A 20,669-nucleotide genomic window follows, 5' to 3' on the forward strand; every position below is an offset into this window, starting at 1 on the left:
CGGTATTCCAACACGAAAACCGCGCGCTAGCAAGCCGCGCGCGAATTTCAAGACCGCACCCGAGATGTCCCGCGTGCTATTTGCGACCTGTGGCCGCGGAACCACAATCAGGGGCAATAGCCTCCGTCCGAGCGTGCCGACCTGTTGACCCCTAGTGGCAGTTCGGCACAAATCGCCGCACGCGCGGCAGCTTGTGTTGCATTCCTGCGCGCCGCCATTCGCTTTCGGGATGAGTCGTCATGCGCTGCACCTCGCAGCTCTCCGGGACACGGCAGATCATCGGGCTGGACCGTGTTCGCCGGATCGCGACGGCAATCGCGATGGCCGTTGTGCTCGCCGTGATGGTGTCGATCACGCCCAGCTTCGCGCAAAGCCCGACGCCGACCCCGACCCCGACACCCACGGCGTCACCGACCCCGGTCCCGACCGCGACCAATTACGACCAATCGGCCGGTAACAGCGCGCTCAATCTCGGCTCGAACTTCCTGGAGCGTCTCGGCAACCAGGCCTCCGGGGGCGTCGATCGCGCGTTCCGTAGCAACCCCGGCGGTGGCGGGGCCTCGGCGAGCACGGAGGATCCGCGCTACCGCACCTGGTACGAGGGCTACGGCGTTTCGGTCCGCACCGATGCGCAAGGCGATTTCGTCGGCGACGAGCGCAAGACGTTCGGCGGCGTCGCCGGCTTCGGTGCGCGGGTCGCACCGGGCGTCAATCTCGGCTTATCCGTCGACCAGAGCCATACCGACATCGACGTGCCGCTCGCGCTGCAGTCGGCGACGCTCGATCTGACCCAGATCGGCTTCAACGGCTCTATCGACAAGGGACCGTGGACTTGGGCCTTTGCGGTGGTGCACGGTTTCGGCAAGGTCCATTCCAGCCGGGACACCGGCTTTGGCTTTGCGACGGCGGGCTATCGCGCCGCGGTCGACGGCGCGCTGACCGAGATCAGCTATTACTGGACCAAGGACCAGATGCGCGTCGTGCCCAAGGGCGCGCTCGAATATGTGCGGGCCACCGGGGCGGCGTTCCAGGAGGCGGGCGGACTTGATCCGCTCAACGTCGGCTCGAGTGCGATCGCGCGCGCGCGCGTCATGATCGGCGCCGAGATCGGGCGCTACTTCATTTTCGACCGGAAGATCCTGGACCTCTCGGCCTATGGCAAGTTCGTCGACAATTTCTATCAGGACCTGGGCTCGGTCCAGGTCAGCCTCGGCACCCAGAACATCATCGTGCCCGGCATCGGCGAGAGCCGTTACGGCATGGACGCCGGCGCCTCGGCATCGCTCAGCCTGACCAACACCGCGCGGCTCTACGTCAATTACGACGGCAAATTCCGCAACGAGCTGACGTCGCATCAGGGCACGGTCGGCTTCGAGTATCGGTGGTGAGGCGCGCCTATTTCGGCGTCGCCGCGACATAGCCCGTCAATCCAAAGCCTTCGCGCGCGGCCGTCATCATCGGCACCAGCGCGTTCGGATGGATGAACTCGTCGCGGAAGCAGGGATGGGTCTTGGGGTCGAAGATCTTCTTCAGCCAGTCGACCACGATCTTGTGTCGCTCGGAGGCGCGGAACTCCTTGTGATAGGTCAGCCAGAGATCGGCGTGGTGGCTGACGCCGAGGTCGACGGCCACGAGCGGTGCACCGAGCGCGATCGACACCGTCGGCAGGAAGCCGATGCCGGCGCCGCGCTCGACCGCGTAGAGCGCGCCGACGGACGAGTTCGTCTTGATCCCGACGATGCCTTCCAGCGACTTCAACCCGAGCACGCGGGCATAGGCGCCGTCGTCGACCTGCGGCGCGCTCTGCTTGATGATGCGGTGGCTCGGCAATTCGGCGAGAGTCGCCGGCACGCCGTAGAGGTCCGCATAGTCCCTGGAGACGAAGGGATAGATGTGGAGCCGGCCGAGCTTGGCGACGATCAGGTCGGGATTGGTCGGCGGCTCGAGCTGGATCGCAATGTCCGACTCCAGCCGTGCGACGTCGGCCTGCTCCATCGCACAACGCAGGTCGACGGTGATCTTGCGGTAGGTCTTCTGGAAATCGATCAGGCGCGGCAGGATCCAGAAATTTCCGGGGCCCTCCGTCACCGCGACGCGCACCGTGCCCGACGTATCGTTCGAGGACCGCGAGGCGCGGCGGAAGACGTTGAAGGCGTGACGCTCCATATGCGCGACATCGGCGATCATCGCGGTGCCTTCGTCGGTGAGCGTGAGCCCGCTCTGGTCGCGCAGGAAAAGCCTGCAGCCGATGCTCTCTTCGAGCCGGTCGATCCGGCGCATCAATGTGGTGGAGGTCAGCCCGAGCTCTTCGGCCGCATTTCGGAAACTTTTAAATTTTGCGCAAGCTAAAAAGAGTTTCAAATCGTCCCAGGACGCATTTAGCGCTTCTTCATGGTGCTGCATCAATGCAGCGCCCCGGTGCAATACTTGCTGCATACTCCTGATCTCCAGCCGCTAAGCTTCTCCTCATAGCGGCGTACAAAACCCCCGAACGATAGAGGGACGACATGAGTATGGAAAGGGGCTCGTTTGCCGCAAGGCATGATTTCGATGCCTTGCCGCTGAGCCCCGACGTGGACGTCCGTTGCGCGCAATTCGGGGAAATCGCCGCACTTTCGGAAATGGCGCACCGGCTGGTGCCGGGCGTGCAGATCGGAGCGACGGAGCTTGCGAGATATTTCGCCTTCGATCCCCAGAGCATCCTGACCTTCACCCGGAACGGCAATCTGCTCGGCGGCATGGCCTTTCTGTTCCTCAACGATCGCGGGCATGATGCCTTGCTGCTCGACGATATCTGTCTGACGGCGCCCGAAACGCACCACCTCGCTTCCGTGAACGAGGACGTTTCGGCAATCTACATCTGGGCGATTGCGGCCACCGGCCGTGGCATCGCCGGTCTCGGCAAGGCCGCGGCTCATCTCCGTCAGATAAGGTTTCGCGGCGCGGACTGCTATGCGCAGCCGTCAACCGTGGCCGGACGTGAAATCATGAAGGCAACGGGCTTCGCGCCCATTTCGAGCTTCCAGCCCGACCTCTGGTGTTACGAGCGCCCCTGGCACCGGCAGCCCATGCCCATGCCGGGCGCGATCATCCAAGCAAGGAGTTTTTCAGATGCACGGCACTAGGATTCCTCTCGCCAAGCCTGACTCCCGCGCGATCACCGTTCGCCTTGCGCGCAATCCGAGCGACCTCATGCTGGTCACGGCCATTCGCTCCGCGGTCTATCTCGCCGAGCAGGATTGTCCGTTCGATGAGGAGTTCGACGGCAACGACATGGTTGCCGCACATTTCATCGGCTACATCGGCAACGAGCCGGCGGGCTGTCTGCGGGTGCGCTTCTTCGGCGACTTCGCCAAGGTCGAGCGGCTTGCGGTGCGTCACCAATATCGGCGCTCGCGGATCTCGTTCAAGCTGGTTCAGGCCAGCGTCGACTATGTGAAGCGCAAGGGGTTCCGCAAGATCTATGGTCAGGCTCAGGACCGGCTGGTCGATTTCTGGGCTCATTTCGGCGCCAAGCCGCTCGGCCATAACCGAAAGATTACCTTCTCGGATTTCTCCTACACGGAAATGCTGCTGGAGATCGAGCCGGGGCCGGACGCCATCACGCTGGACAGCGATCCCTATGTGATCATCCGTCCCGAGGGCGACTGGGACCGCCCGGGCGTGCTCGACGCATCGGCGGGGCGGGCGGTGACCTCACCGCTGCGGGACCTCGCGCTCGCCGACCGCTGAAACTGGTGCAACTCGGCGCAAGGCGATGCCGGTCTCCGTCCACGACGATCCGCTGGTCCTGGTCTGCGCGGACCTCCAGGTCGAATACCTGACAGCCGGGCGTCGCCACGTCATTCTCGAAGGCGACGCCGCCACGTTGCGCTGCCTGGAGTTGCTGACGCTGTGGCGCAGTAATCACTGGCCGGTGATGCATTTGAAGCGTATCGCGCAGGCGGCGTGGTTCAATCCGTCATCCAGGCTGACCGATTGGATCGCCGAGGCGAGGCCGCGTCCGGGCGAGATGACGTTCGAGCACCCATTGCCGTCGGCCTACAGCTCCTCGCGTTTCGCAGACTACATGTCCAGCATCCGCAATGTGGGCTGCGTGGTCACAGGCTTTTCCCTCGACGAGACCATCCTGGCCACCGCGGTGGAGGGATTTCACCGCAGCCACCGCTATCAGGTGGTCGTCGATGCCGTGGCCTGCCGGCAGCCGGGAACAAGCGAGGCGGCCGCCTACAAGCAGTCGGTGGTGAATGTCATCGCCAACTTTGCTACACTCCAGTCCAGCGCCGAACTGATCAGAACCAGCGGCGCCGTCGCCGTCTGAGAGGGACGCGATCGGCGGTTGGATGGGTGGGACATTGTCTCGGGAGCACGAGCTCAAGGAGCTGGCGAGCGATCTGTCGCGTGCCGTCGAGGCGGCGCGCCGGATCGGCCTGTCCACGACCGTCTATCTGCTGTCGATGGCACTGGTCGAGGTGAGGGAAGCCGCAGCCGACGACGAGGGAAATGACGACGGCGCGGCCTGAGCGCTGTCTTGTGTGCGGCTTTGTGCATCGCTGCTGAGCGCTTGCTGCCGACGAATTGGCGTTGCAAGTTTTCTCTCGTCGCAATAGCCAAGTAATCTGCTAACCGACCGATGGCGTTGGCCGTGCCGGCGACGTGATGACTTGAGGATACCTGCAAATGTCCATGCTGCCCAATTCGCAAGAAGCCCGCGATGTGGCCTATCAGCTCCATGCCTACACCAACGCGCGCGCGCATCAGCAGGCAGGTCCGCTGGTGATCGAGCGCGGCGAGGGGCCCTACGTGTTCGACGCGTCGGGCAAGCGCTATTTCGAGGCGATGGCGGGCTTGTGGAGCGTCGGGCTCGGCTTCAACGAGAAGCGGCTGGTCGAGGCCGCGCACAAGCAGATGCAGGCGCTGCCGTTCTATCACACCTTCTCCGCCAAATCGCACGGGCCCTCGATCGACCTCGCCGAGAAGCTGGTCGCGCTGGCGCCGGTGCCGATGAGCAAGGTGTTCTTCACCAATTCCGGCTCGGAGGCGAACGATACCGTCCTCAAGCTGATCGCCTACCGCTCCAATTCGCTCGGCCAGCCGCAGCGCAAGAAGATCATCAGCCGCATGCGCGCCTATCACGGCGTCACCATTGCGTCGGCGAGCCTCACGGGCCTCCCCAACAACCACCGCTCGTTCGACCTGCCGCTGCCGAACATCCTGCACACGGGCTCGCCGCATTTCTACAAGGACGGGGCGCCCGGCGAGAGCGAGGAAGCCTTCGCGACGCGCCGGGCCGAGGAGCTCGACGCGCTGATCCAGAAGGAAGGGCCTGATACGATCGCGGCCTTGTTCGGCGAGCCGGTGATGGGGGCGGGCGGCGTCATCGTGCCGCCGGCGACTTATTGGGAGAAGATTCAGGCGGTCTTGACAAAGTACGACATCCTGCTGATCGCCGACGAAGTGATCTGCGGCTTCGGCCGCACCGGCAAGATGTTCGGCTGCGAGACCTATGGCATCAAGCCCGACGCGATGGTGGTCTCCAAGCAGATCACCTCGAGCTATTTCCCGCTGTCGGCGATCATCATGAACGACCGCATGTTCGAGCCGATCGCCGACGAGAGCAACAAGATCGGCGTGCTCGGCCACGGTTTTACGGCAGGCGGCCATCCGGTCGGCTCGGCGATTGCGCTGGAAAACCTCAAGATCATCGAGGAGCGGGGCCTGGTCGCCCATGCCGCCGAGCTCGGCGGTTACATGCAGGACAAGCTGCGCGAGCTCACCAGCCATCCGCTGGTTGGCGAGGTCCGTGGCGTCGCCATGATCGCAGCGCTCGAGCTCGTGCTCGACAAGGGCCGCAAGACTGCAGCCGCGACGCCGGGCGCCGTCGGCGGCATGGCGAGCCGCATGCTGCAGGAGCGCGGCGTGATCTCGCGCAACATGCTCGACGCCATCGCCATCTGCCCGCCGCTGATCGTCACCAAGGCCCAGATCGACGAGCTGATCGCGGCGATCACTGGCGTGTTGAATGACATGAAGCCGGAAGTGGCCAAGCTGCCGCGGGCGTAGGGGAAGCCGGGGCGTCATACTCCGTCATTGCGAGGAGCGAAGCGACGAAGCAATCCAGAATGGGTCCGCGGAGACGGTCTGGATTGCTTCGCTTCGCTCGCAATGACGAGGTTGAGAGTTGCGTGCCCAACGCAATCGCCGTCACCCCTCAGGATGACGGTTTAGCCGCCTCCACCCGCTGAACCCCGATCACGCGACCCTTCTCGATCGCCAAGGCCAGCTCGCCGCGCTTCAGCTTCAGCGCGTTGTCGCCGAACAGCTCGCGGCGCCAGCCGCGGAGCGCCGGCACGTCGGCCTCGTCGTCGGCTGCGATTTCCTCGAGATCGTCGACGGTCGCGATCACCTTGCTGGCCACGGCATGGCGCTCGGCGGTCATGCGCAGCAGCACCTTCAACAGCTCGACGGTCGCAGCGCCGTTGTTGTTGTTGCGCGGCTTCTCCAGCTTCGGCAGCGTGGAATGGTCCCGCGCCAGCCCGCGCTCGACCGCGGCGACGATGTCTGCGCCCCATTTCGACTTCTCAAAGCCCTTCGGCACCGAGCGCAGATGCGCGAGCTTCTCCAGCGTGTTCGGCGCGTGGGTGGCGATGTCGCTGATGGCTTCGTCGCGCAGCACGCGACCGCGCGGCACGTCGCGGCTCTGCGCCTCCTGCTCGCGCCAGGCGGCGACTTCCATCAGCACCGCGAGGTCCTTCGGCTTGCGCACCCGCGTCTTCAGCCGCTCCCAGGCGCGCTCGGGGTGGAAGTCGTAAGTCTTGGGCGAGGTCAGGACTTCCATCTCGATGGAGACCCATTCGCTGCGGCGGCGCTTCTTCAAATCGGCGTCGAGCGCGGCGAAGACATCGCGTAAGTGCGTGACGTCGGAGACCGCGTAATGCATCTGCTCCTTGGTCAGCGGCCGGCGCGACCAGTCGGTGAAGCGGTGGGTCTTGTCCGGGCGGTGGCCGGTGACCTTCTCGACCAGCGCGTCATAGGCGATGCTGTCGCCATAGCCGAGCACCATGGCGGCAACCTGGGTGTCGAACACCGGATGCGGGATGATGTTGGCCTGGTGCCAGACGATCTCGATGTCCTGGCGTGCGGCGTGGAATACCTTCAGCACGCTCTCATTGGCCATCAGCTCGAAGAACGGCTTGAGGTCGATGCCCTCGGCCAGCGTGTCGATGACGATCGCTTCCTCGGGGCTCGCCATCTGCACCACGCACAACAGCGGGTAGTAGGTGGTCTCGCGCAGGAACTCGGTATCGACGGTAATGACGGGGTGCTTGGCCAGCCGGCTGCAGGCAGCCGCGAGGTCAGCGGTGGTGGTAATCAAATCCATGAACGGCCCATGACACTTGCCATCAGCCGTTCTGCCGAAAGCGCTGTGATGTCAAGGGGGTTGGAGCGAATTCGAGCCTTGCATTGGGCTGGAATCGCCCCCGTCGGCCGAAATTCCTACTCGTAGCGGATCCGGTGCGAGGATTTGCGGGCGCAGGGCAGCGCCACCACGATCAGGCACATGCCAACCAGCGCCAGACCCAGGAACTCGAAAACCAGCAAATCCACGGCGGAAATCTCCAGAAACACCGTTAGATTTGTCGGCTGTGCGTTGAGGGTCTGTTAATTCGAATGGTTACCGCCGGCGGGCCGGGCCGGATGGTGCACGAGGAGTTAATGGGCCTTCGGGCCTGCCATCACGTCATCAGCTTCGACAGGCCGGCGGCGAGGGTATCCACGGCGGCGCGAACCTTTGGCGGCATTCGGGGGGAACGTGGCCACAGCGCGTGGCAGTCGTACAGGAATTCTGGTTGTCCGCCGAAGAGACCGATCAGCGCGCCGGCGTCGAGGCGTTCGCGGACCAGCCAATAGGGCAGCCAGGCCAGTCCCATGCCCTGAGCGGCGGCATCGGCGATGGCCTCCAGATCGTCGAGCCGCAGCCTGCCGGTCGGCACGATCTCGCGCGGCGGCTGGCTGCCCAGCGGAAACAGCCACGGCCGGACGCGCCCGGAGCGGCGGTAGATGATCGCCTGGTGTGCGGCGAGATCGTCGAGCGACTTCGGCTTGCCGTTGGCGCGCAGGTACGAGCGCGCGCCGCACACCACCATGCGCTGGCTTGCGATGCGCCGTGTGATCAGGCCGGACTGGTCGTCCAGATCACCGGTCCGGATCGCGAGGTCATAGCCGGCCTCGATGATGTCCGCGATCGAATCGCCGAACGAGAGGTCAAGCTCGAGATGGGGGTATTTGCGCGCGAGCTTCATCAATATGGGAGCGATGCAGTACCGTCCCAGTAGGGCGGGCATGGTCACGCGCAGCCTGCCGCGCGGCTCCGATCGTTCGTCCGCGACGGCGGCGTCGGCGGCTTCGACCTCGCTGAGCACCACGCGACAGCGCTCGTAATAGGCTTGGCCTGCATCAGTCAGGCTCTGGCGGCGCGTGGTGCGGTTGAGGAGGCGGACGCCAAGGCGCTCTTCGAGGAAGCGCACATGCTTGCCGACCATCGGCCCGGACATCTCGAAGGCGTCGGCCGCGGCCGCGAACGAGCCGAGATCGACGGCCCTGACGAACACGGCCATGCTGGTCAGGCGGTCCATGATTAAAAACTCCAGGTTTCGACTGTTCGCTTCTTTGGGCGATTTATCCGCTTACCGACGCGAGGCATAGCTCCATTCCGTTCAATTGTCCTGGAGTGGATCCGATGGCCCGTATCGTTCGCTTTCACCGGCATGGCGGCCCCGAAGTGCTGCGCATCGAGACCGTCGACGTCGCGCCGCCGGCACGGGGCGAGGTGCAGATCAGGGTCAAGGCGCTCGGGATCAACCGTGCGGAAGCCATGTTGCGGAGGGGAACCTATATCGAGACCGCGACATTTCCGTCCGGCCTTGGGCTGGAGGCAGCGGGCATCGTCGATGCCGTCGGAGAGGACGTTGCCGGCTTTGCGCCGGGCGATGTCGTCAGCATCGTGCCGCCGCTGTCGATGGTGCGATGGCCGGCCTATGCCGAGGTCGCGACGTTTCCTGCCGAACTCGTCGTGAAGCATCCGCCAGAGCTGGGCTTCGAGACGGCGGCCGCAGTGTGGATGCAATATCTCACGGCCTACGGCGCGCTGGTCAACATCGCTGGCCTCGGGCGAGGGGACGTCGTCGCCATCACGGCAGCGTCGAGCAGCGTTGGGCTCGCGGCCATTCAGATCGCCAACCGGATCGGGGCCATTCCGATCGCCCTGACGCGGACCTCGGCCAAGCGGCAGGCATTGCGCGATGCCGGCGCGGCGCACGTGATCGCGTCGGCCGAAGAGGACATCCGTGCGCGGCTGGAGAACATCGCCGGTTCACACGGCGTCCGTGTGGCGTTCGATGCAGTCGGCGGCCCCGCATTCGAACCGCTGACCGCGGCGATGTCGCCGGGCGGCATTCTGATCGAATATGGCGGGTTGAGCCCCGAGCCGACGCCGTTCCCGCTCTTCAACGTGCTCACCAAAAGCCTCGTCCTGCGCGGCTACGTCGTGCACGAGATCACCCGCGATCCCGCGCGCCTTGCGAAGGCAAAGGCCTTCATCCTCGATGGGCTGGCGGACGGCACGTTGAATCCGATCATCGCCCGAACGTTCAAGTTCGACGAGATCGTGCAGGCGCATCGCTTCCTGGAGTCGAACGAGCAATTCGGCAAGATCGTGGTGACGATCTGAGATCGTAGTAACGATCTGAGAGTACGAGGCTTACGGACAGGAGCGGACATCAGCCAGCCCGCAATCTCCACCAAAACCGTCGAAAATGGCTCTTAGCTGATGTAGTGCGTCACCACCGCTGCTTCCGCTCTTGGGCGTAGACGAGACAGGTGGGATGAGGGAGGCCCTCCACACGTCAGCTATGATATGTTGCGTCTTTCTTCATCGCAGGAGATAGACTGACGTGTCACAGAAACTGACGCCCGCACTCTCGACGCCTAGGCGCGACCTGCTGAAGCGAGAAATATATCAAGGACTGGCGGACAGAGCGGCTCGGTGCGTCAAAGACGACCTCGATGTTGACGCCATCCTTGCTAAAGGAAAGGAGCTATTGCAGAAGCGCTCAGTCTCCAATGTAAGGCAATTCGGAGTTGATGGTCGAAAGACGCTCTTCTTGCTGCTCTTCCTTTTCGCGATCCCCGCGGACGACTGCTCCGCGCAGACACCGCCGCCGCCACTCGACGAACATGCGTTCGAGCGCGTGCTGCCGACGGTCGCGAAGAGATTGGCGACCCGCTTTTCGCTAGGCGCATTCGCCGGCCGCTTCGAAGAGACGCGGCTCGGCGCGGTTCGCGAAGCCGTGGGCGAAGGGATCATCCAACACCAGGGCGACGCTGGAGATAGCATCTATTGGCTGTGTTATCGGCGCGCGCAGCATCGATTATGGGTGGTGTCCAGCGGAGAGATGGGCGGCCCGGACCATCTCGTCACGGAGATCGTTGAAGAGCTCACCGAGAAAGACGCCGGGGCCTCGGCCGATTGCGCCATCATCCCGGAAAAGTTCTCGCCCGTCGTCTTCGACAGCAAGCTGCATTTAGGTATGTCGCGTCAGGAGATCATCACGGCGTTGGGACCGCCGTCGAAGTCGGAAGCTGCTCAGATCGTGTATTCTCACGAGGGAAAGCTCGCAGACGGTTTCGATGAGACCGCTTGGCTCATTCTCGGATTTCGTGAGGACAAGCTCGTGTCCATGCGCGGCGGCAAGACCACGACGAATTGAAGTGGCTGCGAGCAGCGTTCGCGCCTCGCGACGGATTGGCGCTGCGGCCGCTGAAACGACTTCGGCGCCCCGCATGGCGGAGCGCCGGCGTTCGTTCGTCGGCTTTTGATAGCCTTACGGCAGCTTCAACGACGTCTCCGCATTGTACGGCTTGAGCGTCTCGTCCGCGGCCTTCTGGGCGGCGACGAGCGCTTCCTTCGCCTGCTTCTTGCCGTTGAGGACCAGCATCACCTCGTCCTCGAGGTTCTTGCGCACAGGCACGGTCTTGTAGGTCGCAAACCAGGGTTTTGCGACGTCGAGCTGCTCGACGGCGGTCTTGGCGTCCGGGTTCTTGTTGAGGAAGTCGACCATGTCGGGCGTCTTGTAGGCGGCCATGTTGGGCGCGAAGTAGCCCGTCGCACGGCTCCACCAGGCGCTCTTCTCGGGCGAGGTCATCCACTTGATCAGCGTCCAGGCAGCCTTTTGCTTGTCGGCTTCCACGCCCGCTGGAATGATCAGCGAAGCGCCGCCAATCGGCACGGCGTTGCGGACGTTGCGCGGGATGAAGGCGACCTTGTAGTTGAACTTGGCGTTCTCGCGCACGTAAGTGAGCGAGCCGGTCGACAGCATCATCATCGCGGCGTTGCCGGAGATGAAGGAGGTGCTGACGGCAGGGCCGGGCGTGGCACCGGGCGGGTGGACCTTGTGCTTGCTCACGAGGTCGCTCCACCAGGTCAACGCGCCGAGCATCGAGGGTGTGTCGTAATAGACCTCACCGCCGAACTCCTCGTTGTAGTAGCGCCCGCCATTGGTCATGGTGAGCGTTTCCATCATCCAGCCGCAATAGTCATAGGCGCAGGGGATCGCGATGCCCCATTGGGTCACCTTGTCGCCCTCGCGCTTGGTGAGCTTCTTGGCCCAGTCGGTGAGCTCTGCCCAGGTCTGCGGCGGCTTGCTGGGATCGAGGCCGGCTTCCTTGGCCTTGTCGGCATTGATGTAGAGCAGCGGTGTCGAATTGTGGAAGGGCACGCCGTAGACCGAGCGGTCGATCACCGCGTTGCCTTGCAGTGCCGGGAAGAACTGGCCCAAAAACTTGTCTTTGGTGCTGCCGTCGGCGGCGATCAGGCTGTCGAGATTGGTGAGCTCGTTCTCGATCTGCATGTCGAGCAGGAAGTTGGCCGACATGATCACGGCGGCCGGCGGCTTGCCGGCCTTGATCGAGGCGCGCGTCTTGATCAGCGTGTCGTCGTACGAGCCGGTGTAGACGGCGGTCGCCTTGATGTCGGGATGACCCTCGTTGAACTCCTTGATCAACGTGCCCATGTCGCGGGCGAGCTTGCCGTCGACGGGCACGGGGAAGAACAGGTCGATCTCGGTCGGACCTTGGGCCATCGCCGGGAAGACAAAGGCACTTGCCATGGCGAGGCCGAGCATGAGCCTGCGGGAGAACAGCATCGAGAAATCTCCTATTTGATGCCTGAGGTGATGAAAGAGCTGATGAAACGCTTCTGGAAAACGAGAAAGGTGATGAGCAGCGGCGCGATCACCATCAGCGTGCCTGCGGCGATGGTGCCCCAGGCCTGCGTGCCTTCCGCGGTTGCGGTGAAGACGGAGAGGCCAACCGTGAGCGGCCGCTTGTCCGGCGAATTGATCACCATCAGCGGCCACAGGAAGTCGTTCCAGTGGCTGGTGACGGAGATGATGGCGAAGGCGGAGAAGCTCGGGATCGACAGCGGCACATAGATGTGGCGGATGCGCTGGATCAGGCTGGCGCCGTCGATCAGGGCGGCGTCTTCCAGCTCGGTCGGAATCGCCTCGAACGCCTGGCGCATCAGGAAGGTGCCGAAGGCCGAGGCGAAGAACGGCATCATCACGCCGGCGAGCGTATCGTAGAGGCCGAACTGAGCGATGATCCGCAGGTTCGGCACGATCAGCAGCACCGGCACCAGCATCAGCTGCATCAGGAATAGATAGAAGATCGGCGACTTTCCCGCGAAATCGAGCCGCGCAAAGGCGAAACCCGCGAGCGTGATGGTGAAGAACTGCACCAGCAGAATGCCGGTGCAGATGATCGTGGTGTTGAGGAAATAGCGCGGAAAGTCGCCGATCTCCCAGGCGTCCCTGATGTTGTCGAGCGTGGGCTTGAGGCTCGGCATCAGCTCGGCCATCAAATTGATGCCGTCGGACGCCGGGCGCAGCGTTGCCACGCCCATCCACAGGAACGGGATCAACCAGGCCAGCGCGAGCAGCACGGTCAACGCGAAGCCGAGTTTTGGCGTGATCTCGTTGCGGGTGGCGAGCGGGGCGTCTCTGGTGAGGGCGTCGATCAGCTTCATGCGCCGCCCTCGCGGTTCGCCATGGTGCGGAACGAGAGCGCGGTGAGGGCCATCAAGGCGGCGAGCGTCAGCAGCGTTGCCGCCGAAGCCATGCCGATGTCGTAATGCTCGACCGCCTGCTGGTAGATGTAGAACAGCACGAGATTGGTGGCGTTCGACGGTCCGCCCTTGGTCATGACGAAGACGTGGTCGACCTGCGTCACCGCGTTCAGCGTCGCGATCACGATGACGAACAGGAAGGTGGGCTTGAGCTCCGGCAGAATGATGTAGCGCAGCCTCTGATACGGACCGGCGCCGTCGAGATGGGCGGCTTCCATCACGTCCCCGGGCACGGCCTGGAGGCCGGCGAGGAAGAACAGCATGTAATAGCCCGCGTTCTTCCAGATCGTGATGATCATGATCGCGTAGAGCGCGATATCGGGATCGCCGAGCCAGTTCGGCACCACCGGCAGCAGCCGGCCGATGTAGTAATCGAGCAGGCCGACATTGGGCAGGAAGATGAAGAGAAACAACGCGGATGCCGCGACCATCGGGATCAGCACCGGCAGGAACAGCGCGGCGCGCAGCGCGCTGGTCACGGCATTGGTGCGCGCCAGCGCCAGCGCGAACAGCAGCGCCAGCCCGATGCTCGGGACGGCGGTGCCGACGGCGTAGATGAGGTTGTTGACGACAGCGCCGGTGAAGGCGGGGTCCGCCAGCACCGCGGCGATATTGTCGAGGCCGACGAAGCGCAGCGGCGCTTTCGGCGTGGCGCGCTGATACAGCGCGTCGATCAGCACGCGCCCCATCGCGCCATAGGTGAACAGCGCGAGGAAGATCAGCGAAGGCAGCAACAGCAGATAGGCCGGCAGCGAGGCTTTGAGGCGGGCCGAAAACCGCGCCACGATGTGAGAGCGCGGCGACACAACAGCCGCGACCGGGAGCGCCGCGGGTTCTGCGAGGCTCATCTCACCGCGCCGCGAAGTTGAGCGCATAGTCGCGGCCGTCCACCCCCGCAGGGGGCTCGAAGGGAAAGCGCAGACTGGTGTCGAGGAAGTCGTGGCTGTGCACGACGAGGTTTTGATCGTCGATCAGCACGACGCCGTAGGCCGGTGGCTCGTGGCTTGCCAGATGCGGCGCACTGGCGTCGAGCTCGAACCAGACCTGGTGGTTGGTGCCGCGCAGGGTCGAGAACGGGATCTTGCCGTAGCTGCCGAAGATCGGACGGTGCACGTGGCCGAAGAAGAGATGTCGGATGCGCGAACGATAAGGCGCGATCACCTCGGCAAATTCGGCGCTCTGCTTCAGCGCGATCTCGTCCATGGCGTGCACGCCGACCGGGAAGGGCGGATGGTGCATGAACACGACGAACGGCGTCTCAGGGGACGCGGCGGCCAGCGTCTTCGCCAGCCAGTCGAAGCGCCTGGCGCACATTTCGCCGGCATGGCTGGTCTCGTCCAGCGTATCCAGAAACACGAACAGGCCGTGCTCGGTGGTGCGGGTGCCCTGCACAAAACCGTTGGGATCGCGCGGCGCGGCCTTCAGGCCGTCGAGACAGGCCACGCGCTTGTCGTGGTTGCCGACCATGGCGATGTACGGCATTTTCAGCGCGGCCATCGCCACGGCGAAATTGGCGTAGGATTCAGCCTCGCCCCAATGGGTGAGGTCGCCGGTCACGACCGCGAAGGCGGCGTCCGACTGGTGCTTGTTGATGTCGGCAATCGCCGCATCCAGCCGCGCGCGCGGGTCGAGCCCATAGAGCTTCAGCCCGGGGTTCGCGAGATGCGTGTCGGTGATGTGGATGAATTTGAACGGCATGGCGCGCTTGTCAGGATCGTTGGAGGATGGGCGCCTCCGGCAAGACGGCCCTGACAGGCCGTTAGAGCGCGTGTGTTTCAGTTTGATGACAGCGGTTCCCGATCGCGGGACGTGTCCACAGCGCCGCGATGCGCAGGGTGGATCAGCCCAAGGCGTAATCCACCGCATAAGCCGATTAGAAGTAGTGGAGGGGAAAGACCTGCCTTACGTCCCGCAGAACGTCTGCAGCACCCGCTGGTCCGGCAGCGGCGGATCGGCGTAGGCCGGATACTCCGGCTGGTCCGCGTACGGCTTCGCGAGCACCTTCACCAGTTCCTCGAACGGCGCGTAATTGTCATCGTTCACCGCGGCCTGGATCACGGCCTCGACGCGGTGGTTGCGCGGGATGAAGACGGGATTGACGGCGTGCATCGCCGCTTGTCGCTCAGTCGCGCTCTGCGGCTCCAGGGCGATGCGCTCGCGCCAGCGCTTCGCCCACTCATCAAATGCGGCGGGGTCCATGAACTGGGCGCGCGCGTCGTTCGCTGCCGGATCGCCTGCGGCATCGCCGAGCTTGCGGAAAGTGAGAGTGAAGTCGGCCTGGTTCTTGGCCATGGCATCGAGCAGATCTTGGATCAGCGCCTCGTCGCCCTCACGCTCCGTGAACAGGCCGACCTTTTTGCGTAGGCCGGCCTGATAGGCCGCGCTGAACGTCTCGCTGAAGGCGCCGAGAATGTCCTGGGCTTCCGCGATCGCCTTCTCCTGCTCGTCTCCGAACAGCGGCAGCAGGCATTCGGCCAGCCGCGTCAGATTCCACAGCGCGATGCGCGGCTGGTTGGCGTAGGCGTAGCGGCCCATCTCGTCGATCGACGAAAACACCTGCGAAGGGTTGTAGGCGTCCATGAAGGCACAGGGGCCGTAGTCGATGGTCTCGCCGGAAATGGAAGAGTTGTCGGTGTTCATCACGCCGTGGATGAAGCCGACCAACAGCCAGCGCGCGATCAGCTCGGCCTGGCGTGCGACGACGCCGGCGAGCAGGGCGTGATAGGGCCGCTCGGCGTGAAGCAGGTCCGGATAGTGCCGCGTGATGACATGGTCGGCGAGCCGCCGGATCGCGTCGGTGTCGCGGCGGACCGCAAAGAACTGGAAGGTGCCGACGCGGATGTGACTCGCGGCGACGCGCGTCAGCACGGCACCGGGGAGCACGGTCTCGCGGATCACGGGCTCGCCGGTGATGACGGCCGCAAGCGAACGCGTGGTCGGAATGCCGAGCGCGAACATGGCTTCGCTGACGATATATTCGCGTAAGACCGGGCCGAGCGCGGCGCGGCCGTCGCCGCGGCGGGAGAACGGGGTGGGGCCCGAGCCCTTGAGCTGGATGTCGCGGCGCACGCCGTCTCTGTCGATGACTTCGCCGAGCAGGATCGCCCGTCCGTCGCCGAGCTGGGGCACGAATTGCCCGAACTGGTGGCCGGCATAGGCCATGGCGATGGGATCGGCCCCCGCTGGAACCGTCTTTCCGGCCAGGATCTCGGCGCCCTCCGCCGTCTCCAGCAGGTCAGGATCGAGCCCGAGCTGGACCGCCAGCGGCCGGTTCAGCTTGATCAACCGGGGCGCGGATACCGGGGTCGGCGCGACGCGGGCAAAGAAGCTGTCCGGCAGTGCCGAATACGAGTTCTGGAAGGGGAAATGGACTGTCATGGCCTCAAGATAGGCCTCGAATGCTGATCGGCAAAGGCTCGGGCCCGGATTGGCCAAAAATGGGGCTTCCGACCCCAAAACAGGCCGTTCCCTTGGTTGCCGCCTTGGTTCTCCCGAGGTAAACCCTGCCGCAACTTCGGACCGGCCATGACAGGCCGTCCGATTCGAACCCTCCGACATCATTTTTGGGACGACCATGCATCGGTACCGGTCACATACATGCGGCGCGCTCCGCGAGAGCAACATCGGCGAGACAGTTCGCCTCTCGGGCTGGGTCCATCGCGTGCGCGACCATGGCGGCGTGCTGTTCATCGATTTGCGCGACCATTACGGCCTGACCCAGTGCGTGGTTGACCCGGACTCGCCGGCATTCGCCCAGGCCGAGAAGCTGCGCTCGGAATTCGTGGTCAAGATGGACGGCAAGGTTCGCCGCCGTCCCGAAGGCACCGACAATGACGATCTGCCGACCGGCAAGATCGAGATCTATGTCAGCGAGATCGAGGTGCTGGGTCCGGCCGGCGATTTGCCGCTGCCGGTGTTCGGCGATCAGGAATATCCCGAAGACATCCGCCTGAAGTACCGCTTCCTCGACTTGCGCCGTGAAAAGCTGCACCAGAACATCATGACGCGCGTCGAGATCATCAAGTCGATGCGCCGGCGCATGGAGGGGCAGGGTTTCTTCGAGTTCAACACGCCGATCCTGACGGCGTCCTCGCCGGAAGGCGCGCGCGACTTCCTGGTGCCGTCCCGCATCCATCCCGGAAAATTCTACGCGCTGCCGCAGGCGCCGCAGCAGTACAAGCAGCTCTTGATGATGTCGGGCTTCGACCGCTACTTCCAGATCGCGCCCTGCTTCCGCGACGAGGACCCGCGCGCCGACCGTCTGCCCGGTGAGTTCTACCAGCTCGACGTCGAGATGAGCTTTGTCACGCAGGAAGACGTGTTCGCGGCGATGGAGCCCGTGATCACCGGCGTGTTTGAGGAGTTCGCCAAGGGCAAGCCGGTGAGCAAGAACTGGCGCCGGATTCCGTTCGCCGAGGCGCTGCGCAAATACGGCAGCGACAAGCCGGACCTGCGCAACCCCATCGAGATGCGGGACGTCTCCGAGCATTTCCGCGGCTCCGGCTTCAAGGTCTTTGCGCGCATGCTCGAAGACCCCAAGAACCAGGTCTGGGCGATCCCGGCGACCGGCGGCGGCAGCCGCGCGTTCTGCGACCGCATGAACTCGTGGGCGCAGGGCGAAGGCCAGCCCGGCCTCGGCTACATCATGTGGCGCGAGGGCGGCGAGGGCGCAGGTCCCCTTGCCAACAATATCGGGCCGGAGCGCACCGCTGCGATCCGCACGCAGATCGGCACCAAGGAGGGCGATGCCGCCTTCTTCGTCGCCGGCGATCCCGACAAGTTCTGGAAGTTTTCAGGTCTTGCCCGCAACAAGGTCGGCGAGGAATTGAACCTCACCGACAAGGAGCGGTTCGAGCTCGCCTGGATCGTCGACTTCCCGATGTACGAGTACAACGAGGACGACAAGAAGGTCGACTTCTCGCACAACCCGTTCTCGATGCCGCAGGGCGGTCTCGATGCGCTCAGGGGGCAGGACCCGCTGACCATCAAGGCGTTCCAGTACGACATCACCTGCAACGGCTACGAGATCGCCTCGGGCGGCATCCGCAACCACGTGCCGGAAGCGATGGTGAAGGCGTTCGAGATTGCAGGCTACGGCGAGCAGGAAGTGGTCGACCGCTTCGGCGGCATGTACCGCGCCTTCCAGTACGGCGCACCGCCGCATGGCGGCATGGCCGCCGGCGTCGACCGCATCGTCATGCTGCTCTGTGGCACCAACAATCTGCGCGAGATCTCGCTGTTCCCGATGAACCAGCAGGCCATGGATCTGCTGATGGGCGCGCCGTCTGATGCGACGACGAAGCAGCTTCGCGAGCTGCATGTGCGGGTGAACCTGCCGCAGAAGTGAGGGTTTGCCTCTCTCCGCTCTCGCCGAAGGCGGATGCGGAGGGAGGCGTCTCCACAGCGTCATTGCGAGCGCAGCGAAGCAATCCAGAGTCCCTCCGCGGAAAGAGTCTGGATTGCTTCGCTGCGCTCGCAATGACGGGGAGAGGTCTGTGGGGCGCGTCCTACAGCCCCGTCGACGCCTCGATCCTGAACTGCGCCAGCGCGCTCTGCGGGTCGGTCTGCAACAGCTGCAGCAATTGCATCAGCGGCGCCTTGGCGCGCGGGGAGAGCTTGATGGACAGCGTCTGGCCCGGTGTCTCGACGAGGCGGGCGATCGCATCCACGGCCGCGTCTGCATCCGGATTGGCGGACGCAATTTGCTCGCGTCTTGCCTTGATGCTCTCGACGAGCGTCTGACGCGCGGCGTCGCGGCTGACGTTCTGCGTGCGGGCAAACTGCGTCACGACGAGATCGACGCCACCATTGTCGTGCAGCGAGAACTCGAGGGCGCCGGCCTCGATCCGGGCCGCCTGGCCCATGAGCTGGGCTGGATCAACCGAAAACAGCTCGCGCGGCCAGTTGCTGAGCGCGATACGCAATTGCGCTTTTGCGATGCCTCCGATGTCGAGGGTCGCCGGCGCCAGGACGAAGTTGTTGGAGGACTCCGTCCAGGCTGCACCGAGATCGAGGTCGATCGCGAGCTTGTCGATTCCGCCGAGGATCAGTGGAAGCTGCTTCAGATCGGATGGATCGGTGGGCGTGACGAATTTGGCGACCACATGCGCTTTGCTCGGAATCGAGCCAACCAGCTGCCCCCAGTCCAGGCTCAGCGTGTCGATCGTGACCAGCTTCTTGGTGGTCTTGAACGGCGCGACCACGCCCTTGACCTCCGCGCCCGCGAGCACGCCAAACAGCCCGAGCATCTGATCCGGCGCGGGCGCGCGCCCGGGAGTGCTGAGGCTGGCTGCCCAGCGGATCAGGTTTGCCGCGCTGAAGGATTTCAGCGCGAAGCGCTCCATCTTGAACTGCCCCTGCGGGGCCGGCGTATCGACGCCCTCGATTGCAAACTCGCCGTCGCGGTATCTGATCGCGTTGACCTTGCCAATCCCCTGCGGCGTGCCAACCGAAATCTTGCTGACCTCGGTCCTGCCGATGCGAAGACCCTCGTAGACTCCGGCGAGCTTCTCCATCATCTCGCGCGACTGTGCCGGCGTCGGAACGGCTGATCGATCCTGCGGCAGCGCGGCAAATATCTCGGCCAGCCGGAATTTCGACGGCTGCAGGTCGATATCCTCCATCACGAAGCCGTCGATATCGACACGCATCCCCTGAGCCGATGTGAGCGCATAGGGGCCGGCCGAGACCTGCCGGTAGACGCGGTGATAGGTCTCGTCACTGCTGGCCTGCGGATCGAGCGCGGCGATGATTCCGGTCGCGTCGAAATCGTTGACGATGATGTTCGACAGCTCGCCGGTCAGCTTGTCCGGCTTGCCTGGCTGCTTGACGTCGACCGAGATCGCGGCGCGGTCCGCTTTCATTGCATCGATCTTGCCGTGCTTCAGGTTCTGGATCGCCAATCCGGAATAGGTGAGCTCGCCGCTGCCGCCGGGACCGCTGCCGGAATCGAAGCTCATCGTCAGCGTCGGCGCCGTGAGCGAGGACGCCGTGACGCTCGCGTATTGACCGAGCACGTAGCGGTAGAGGTCGATGAGGGGCCCATTCACCGGCGCCGTCCCGGTGTGAAGGGGGCCGGCATAGTCGCGCATCGTCAGTTGCGGGATCTTGTAGGACGCCTTCGCCTTGGCAGGGCCGATCTGGTCCAGGGCCACTTCGAAGCCGGTGATATCGATGCTGTCGGCTGAAAATCTGGTGTCGTCGATCTGGCGAACGCCGGTGCCCTTGATGCCGGCGATCTTGACTTGCGCTTGCGGTTGATTGCCGGGCGTGACCGCAATGTCCTCAACGGTCAGCGTCCGCGTCATCAGGTCGAATTCAACCTTGCCGTGGCTCGCCTTGCCACCCTGTTTGCGGATCTGCTCGAAGGCCGTCTCGATCTCGGCGGTGACGCGATGTTTGGCGTAAAGGTTGAAGCCGAACCATCCGCCCGCGGCAAGCACGGCGACTGCGATCAGGCCGATCAGGATCCGCTTCATTCCCAGCT

Annotated in this window: 18 protein-coding genes; 9 read left to right on the forward strand and 9 right to left on the reverse strand. The window is 64.2% G+C overall.

Annotated features, from left to right (window positions below; translation table 11 throughout):
* Positions 1 to 239 precede the first annotated feature (239 nt).
* Entirely contained in the window at positions 240 to 1,388 is a 1,149-nt protein-coding gene (locus K3F49_RS19585) for an autotransporter outer membrane beta-barrel domain-containing protein (protein WP_234682586.1), read from the forward strand.
* A gap of 7 nt (positions 1,389 to 1,395) precedes the next feature.
* On the opposite strand, the gene K3F49_RS19590 is transcribed toward K3F49_RS19585, so the two are convergent.
* The gene (locus K3F49_RS19590) at positions 1,396 to 2,436 is read right to left on the reverse strand and encodes a LysR family transcriptional regulator (protein WP_234682587.1); all 1,041 of its coding nucleotides are present in this window, start codon (positions 2,434 to 2,436) and stop codon (positions 1,396 to 1,398) included.
* Between the two features lie 71 nt (positions 2,437 to 2,507).
* Between K3F49_RS19590 and K3F49_RS19595 the strand changes: the two genes are divergently transcribed.
* The 5 genes from K3F49_RS19595 (at position 2,508) to K3F49_RS19615 (ending at position 6,063) form a co-directional block, all read left to right on the forward strand.
* Positions 2,508 to 3,125 (forward strand): hypothetical protein, encoded by a 618-nt coding sequence (locus K3F49_RS19595; protein WP_234682588.1) that lies wholly within the window; start codon positions 2,508 to 2,510, stop codon positions 3,123 to 3,125.
* Positions 3,112 to 3,732, forward strand: a complete 621-nt coding sequence (locus K3F49_RS19600) for a GNAT family N-acetyltransferase (RefSeq protein WP_234682589.1) — start codon at positions 3,112 to 3,114, stop codon at positions 3,730 to 3,732. The genes K3F49_RS19595 and K3F49_RS19600 overlap by 14 nt, the downstream gene beginning before the upstream one ends.
* Before the next feature lie 25 nt (positions 3,733 to 3,757).
* On the forward strand, positions 3,758 to 4,321 hold the full coding sequence (locus K3F49_RS19605) for an isochorismatase family protein (protein ID WP_234682590.1): 564 nt from the start codon (positions 3,758 to 3,760) through the stop codon (positions 4,319 to 4,321).
* Between the two features lie 22 nt (positions 4,322 to 4,343).
* Complete coding sequence (locus K3F49_RS19610; RefSeq protein ID WP_234683022.1) at positions 4,344 to 4,523, forward strand: hypothetical protein; 180 nt, start codon at positions 4,344 to 4,346, stop codon at positions 4,521 to 4,523.
* Positions 4,524 to 4,680: 157 nt separating this feature from the next.
* Positions 4,681 to 6,063 (forward strand): aspartate aminotransferase family protein, encoded by a 1,383-nt coding sequence (locus K3F49_RS19615; protein WP_234682591.1) that lies wholly within the window; start codon positions 4,681 to 4,683, stop codon positions 6,061 to 6,063.
* 148 nt (positions 6,064 to 6,211) lie between these two features.
* Here the strand turns inward: K3F49_RS19615 and rnd are convergent, their stop codons facing one another.
* Both rnd and K3F49_RS19625 read right to left on the reverse strand, forming a co-directional pair.
* Positions 6,212 to 7,381, reverse strand: a complete 1,170-nt coding sequence (gene rnd, locus K3F49_RS19620; RefSeq protein WP_234682592.1) for a ribonuclease D — start codon at positions 7,379 to 7,381, stop codon at positions 6,212 to 6,214.
* 355 nt (positions 7,382 to 7,736) lie between these two features.
* Positions 7,737 to 8,636: a LysR family transcriptional regulator gene (locus K3F49_RS19625; RefSeq protein WP_234682593.1), complete on the reverse strand. Its 900-nt coding sequence runs from the start codon at positions 8,634 to 8,636 to the stop codon at positions 7,737 to 7,739.
* 104 nt (positions 8,637 to 8,740) lie between these two features.
* On the opposite strand from K3F49_RS19625, the gene K3F49_RS19630 reads away from it, so the two are divergent.
* Together K3F49_RS19630 and K3F49_RS19635 are read left to right on the forward strand one after the other, a co-directional pair.
* Positions 8,741 to 9,730: a zinc-dependent alcohol dehydrogenase family protein gene (locus K3F49_RS19630; RefSeq protein ID WP_234682594.1), complete on the forward strand. Its 990-nt coding sequence runs from the start codon at positions 8,741 to 8,743 to the stop codon at positions 9,728 to 9,730.
* 223 nt (positions 9,731 to 9,953) lie between these two features.
* Positions 9,954 to 10,769, forward strand: coding sequence for a hypothetical protein (locus K3F49_RS19635; RefSeq protein WP_234682595.1), 816 nt, complete (start codon positions 9,954 to 9,956; stop codon positions 10,767 to 10,769).
* Positions 10,770 to 10,883: 114 nt separating this feature from the next.
* Here the strand turns inward: K3F49_RS19635 and K3F49_RS19640 are convergent, their stop codons facing one another.
* The 5 genes from K3F49_RS19640 to K3F49_RS19660 all read right to left on the reverse strand — a co-directional run bounded on the left by K3F49_RS19640 (position 10,884) and on the right by K3F49_RS19660 (position 16,561).
* Complete coding sequence (locus tag K3F49_RS19640; RefSeq protein ID WP_234682596.1) at positions 10,884 to 12,203, reverse strand: ABC transporter substrate-binding protein; 1,320 nt, start codon at positions 12,201 to 12,203, stop codon at positions 10,884 to 10,886.
* 11 nt (positions 12,204 to 12,214) lie between these two features.
* Positions 12,215 to 13,084 (reverse strand): carbohydrate ABC transporter permease, encoded by an 870-nt coding sequence (locus tag K3F49_RS19645; RefSeq protein WP_234682597.1) that lies wholly within the window; start codon positions 13,082 to 13,084, stop codon positions 12,215 to 12,217.
* Complete coding sequence (locus tag K3F49_RS19650; protein WP_234682598.1) at positions 13,081 to 14,031, reverse strand: carbohydrate ABC transporter permease; 951 nt, start codon at positions 14,029 to 14,031, stop codon at positions 13,081 to 13,083. The genes K3F49_RS19645 and K3F49_RS19650 overlap by 4 nt, the downstream gene beginning before the upstream one ends.
* A gap of 1 nt (position 14,032) precedes the next feature.
* Entirely contained in the window at positions 14,033 to 14,881 is an 849-nt protein-coding gene (locus K3F49_RS19655; RefSeq protein ID WP_234682599.1) for a phosphodiesterase, read from the reverse strand.
* Positions 14,882 to 15,085: 204 nt separating this feature from the next.
* Complete coding sequence (locus tag K3F49_RS19660) at positions 15,086 to 16,561, reverse strand: protein adenylyltransferase SelO (RefSeq protein WP_234682600.1); 1,476 nt, start codon at positions 16,559 to 16,561, stop codon at positions 15,086 to 15,088.
* 196 nt (positions 16,562 to 16,757) lie between these two features.
* On the opposite strand from K3F49_RS19660, the gene aspS reads away from it, so the two are divergent.
* A complete protein-coding gene (aspS, locus tag K3F49_RS19665; protein ID WP_234682601.1) occupies positions 16,758 to 18,530 on the forward strand; it encodes an aspartate--tRNA ligase in 1,773 nt (590 codons plus the stop codon).
* Between the two features lie 160 nt (positions 18,531 to 18,690).
* On the opposite strand, the gene K3F49_RS19670 is transcribed toward aspS, so the two are convergent.
* The gene (locus K3F49_RS19670) at positions 18,691 to 20,661 is read right to left on the reverse strand and encodes a hypothetical protein (RefSeq protein WP_234682602.1); all 1,971 of its coding nucleotides are present in this window, start codon (positions 20,659 to 20,661) and stop codon (positions 18,691 to 18,693) included.
* Between the last annotated feature and the right edge of the window lie 8 nt (positions 20,662 to 20,669).

This window comes from Bradyrhizobium monzae, assembly GCF_021458635.1.
Classification (GTDB): Bacteria; Pseudomonadota; Alphaproteobacteria; order Rhizobiales; family Xanthobacteraceae; genus Bradyrhizobium.

Coding starts and splice junctions, on each gene's coding strand:
- K3F49_RS19590 (WP_234682587.1), bottom strand. CDS start 2,436: ATGCAGCAAGTATTGCACCGGGGCGCTGCATTGATGCAGCACCATGAA.
- K3F49_RS19605 (WP_234682590.1), top strand. CDS start 3,758: ATGCCGGTCTCCGTCCACGACGATCCGCTGGTCCTGGTCTGCGCGGAC.
- K3F49_RS19595 (WP_234682588.1), top strand. CDS start 2,508: ATGAGTATGGAAAGGGGCTCGTTTGCCGCAAGGCATGATTTCGATGCC.
- K3F49_RS19625 (WP_234682593.1), bottom strand. CDS start 8,636: ATGGACCGCCTGACCAGCATGGCCGTGTTCGTCAGGGCCGTCGATCTC.
- K3F49_RS19630 (WP_234682594.1), top strand. CDS start 8,741: ATGGCCCGTATCGTTCGCTTTCACCGGCATGGCGGCCCCGAAGTGCTG.
- K3F49_RS19650 (WP_234682598.1), bottom strand. CDS start 14,031: ATGAGCCTCGCAGAACCCGCGGCGCTCCCGGTCGCGGCTGTTGTGTCG.
- rnd (WP_234682592.1), bottom strand. CDS start 7,381: ATGGATTTGATTACCACCACCGCTGACCTCGCGGCTGCCTGCAGCCGG.
- K3F49_RS19615 (WP_234682591.1), top strand. CDS start 4,681: ATGTCCATGCTGCCCAATTCGCAAGAAGCCCGCGATGTGGCCTATCAG.
- K3F49_RS19600 (WP_234682589.1), top strand. CDS start 3,112: ATGCACGGCACTAGGATTCCTCTCGCCAAGCCTGACTCCCGCGCGATC.
- K3F49_RS19610 (WP_234683022.1), top strand. CDS start 4,344: ATGGGTGGGACATTGTCTCGGGAGCACGAGCTCAAGGAGCTGGCGAGC.
- K3F49_RS19585 (WP_234682586.1), top strand. CDS start 240: ATGCGCTGCACCTCGCAGCTCTCCGGGACACGGCAGATCATCGGGCTG.
- K3F49_RS19670 (WP_234682602.1), bottom strand. CDS start 20,661: ATGAAGCGGATCCTGATCGGCCTGATCGCAGTCGCCGTGCTTGCCGCG.
- K3F49_RS19660 (WP_234682600.1), bottom strand. CDS start 16,561: ATGACAGTCCATTTCCCCTTCCAGAACTCGTATTCGGCACTGCCGGAC.
- K3F49_RS19655 (WP_234682599.1), bottom strand. CDS start 14,881: ATGCCGTTCAAATTCATCCACATCACCGACACGCATCTCGCGAACCCC.
- K3F49_RS19645 (WP_234682597.1), bottom strand. CDS start 13,084: ATGAAGCTGATCGACGCCCTCACCAGAGACGCCCCGCTCGCCACCCGC.
- aspS (WP_234682601.1), top strand. CDS start 16,758: ATGCATCGGTACCGGTCACATACATGCGGCGCGCTCCGCGAGAGCAAC.
- K3F49_RS19640 (WP_234682596.1), bottom strand. CDS start 12,203: ATGCTGTTCTCCCGCAGGCTCATGCTCGGCCTCGCCATGGCAAGTGCC.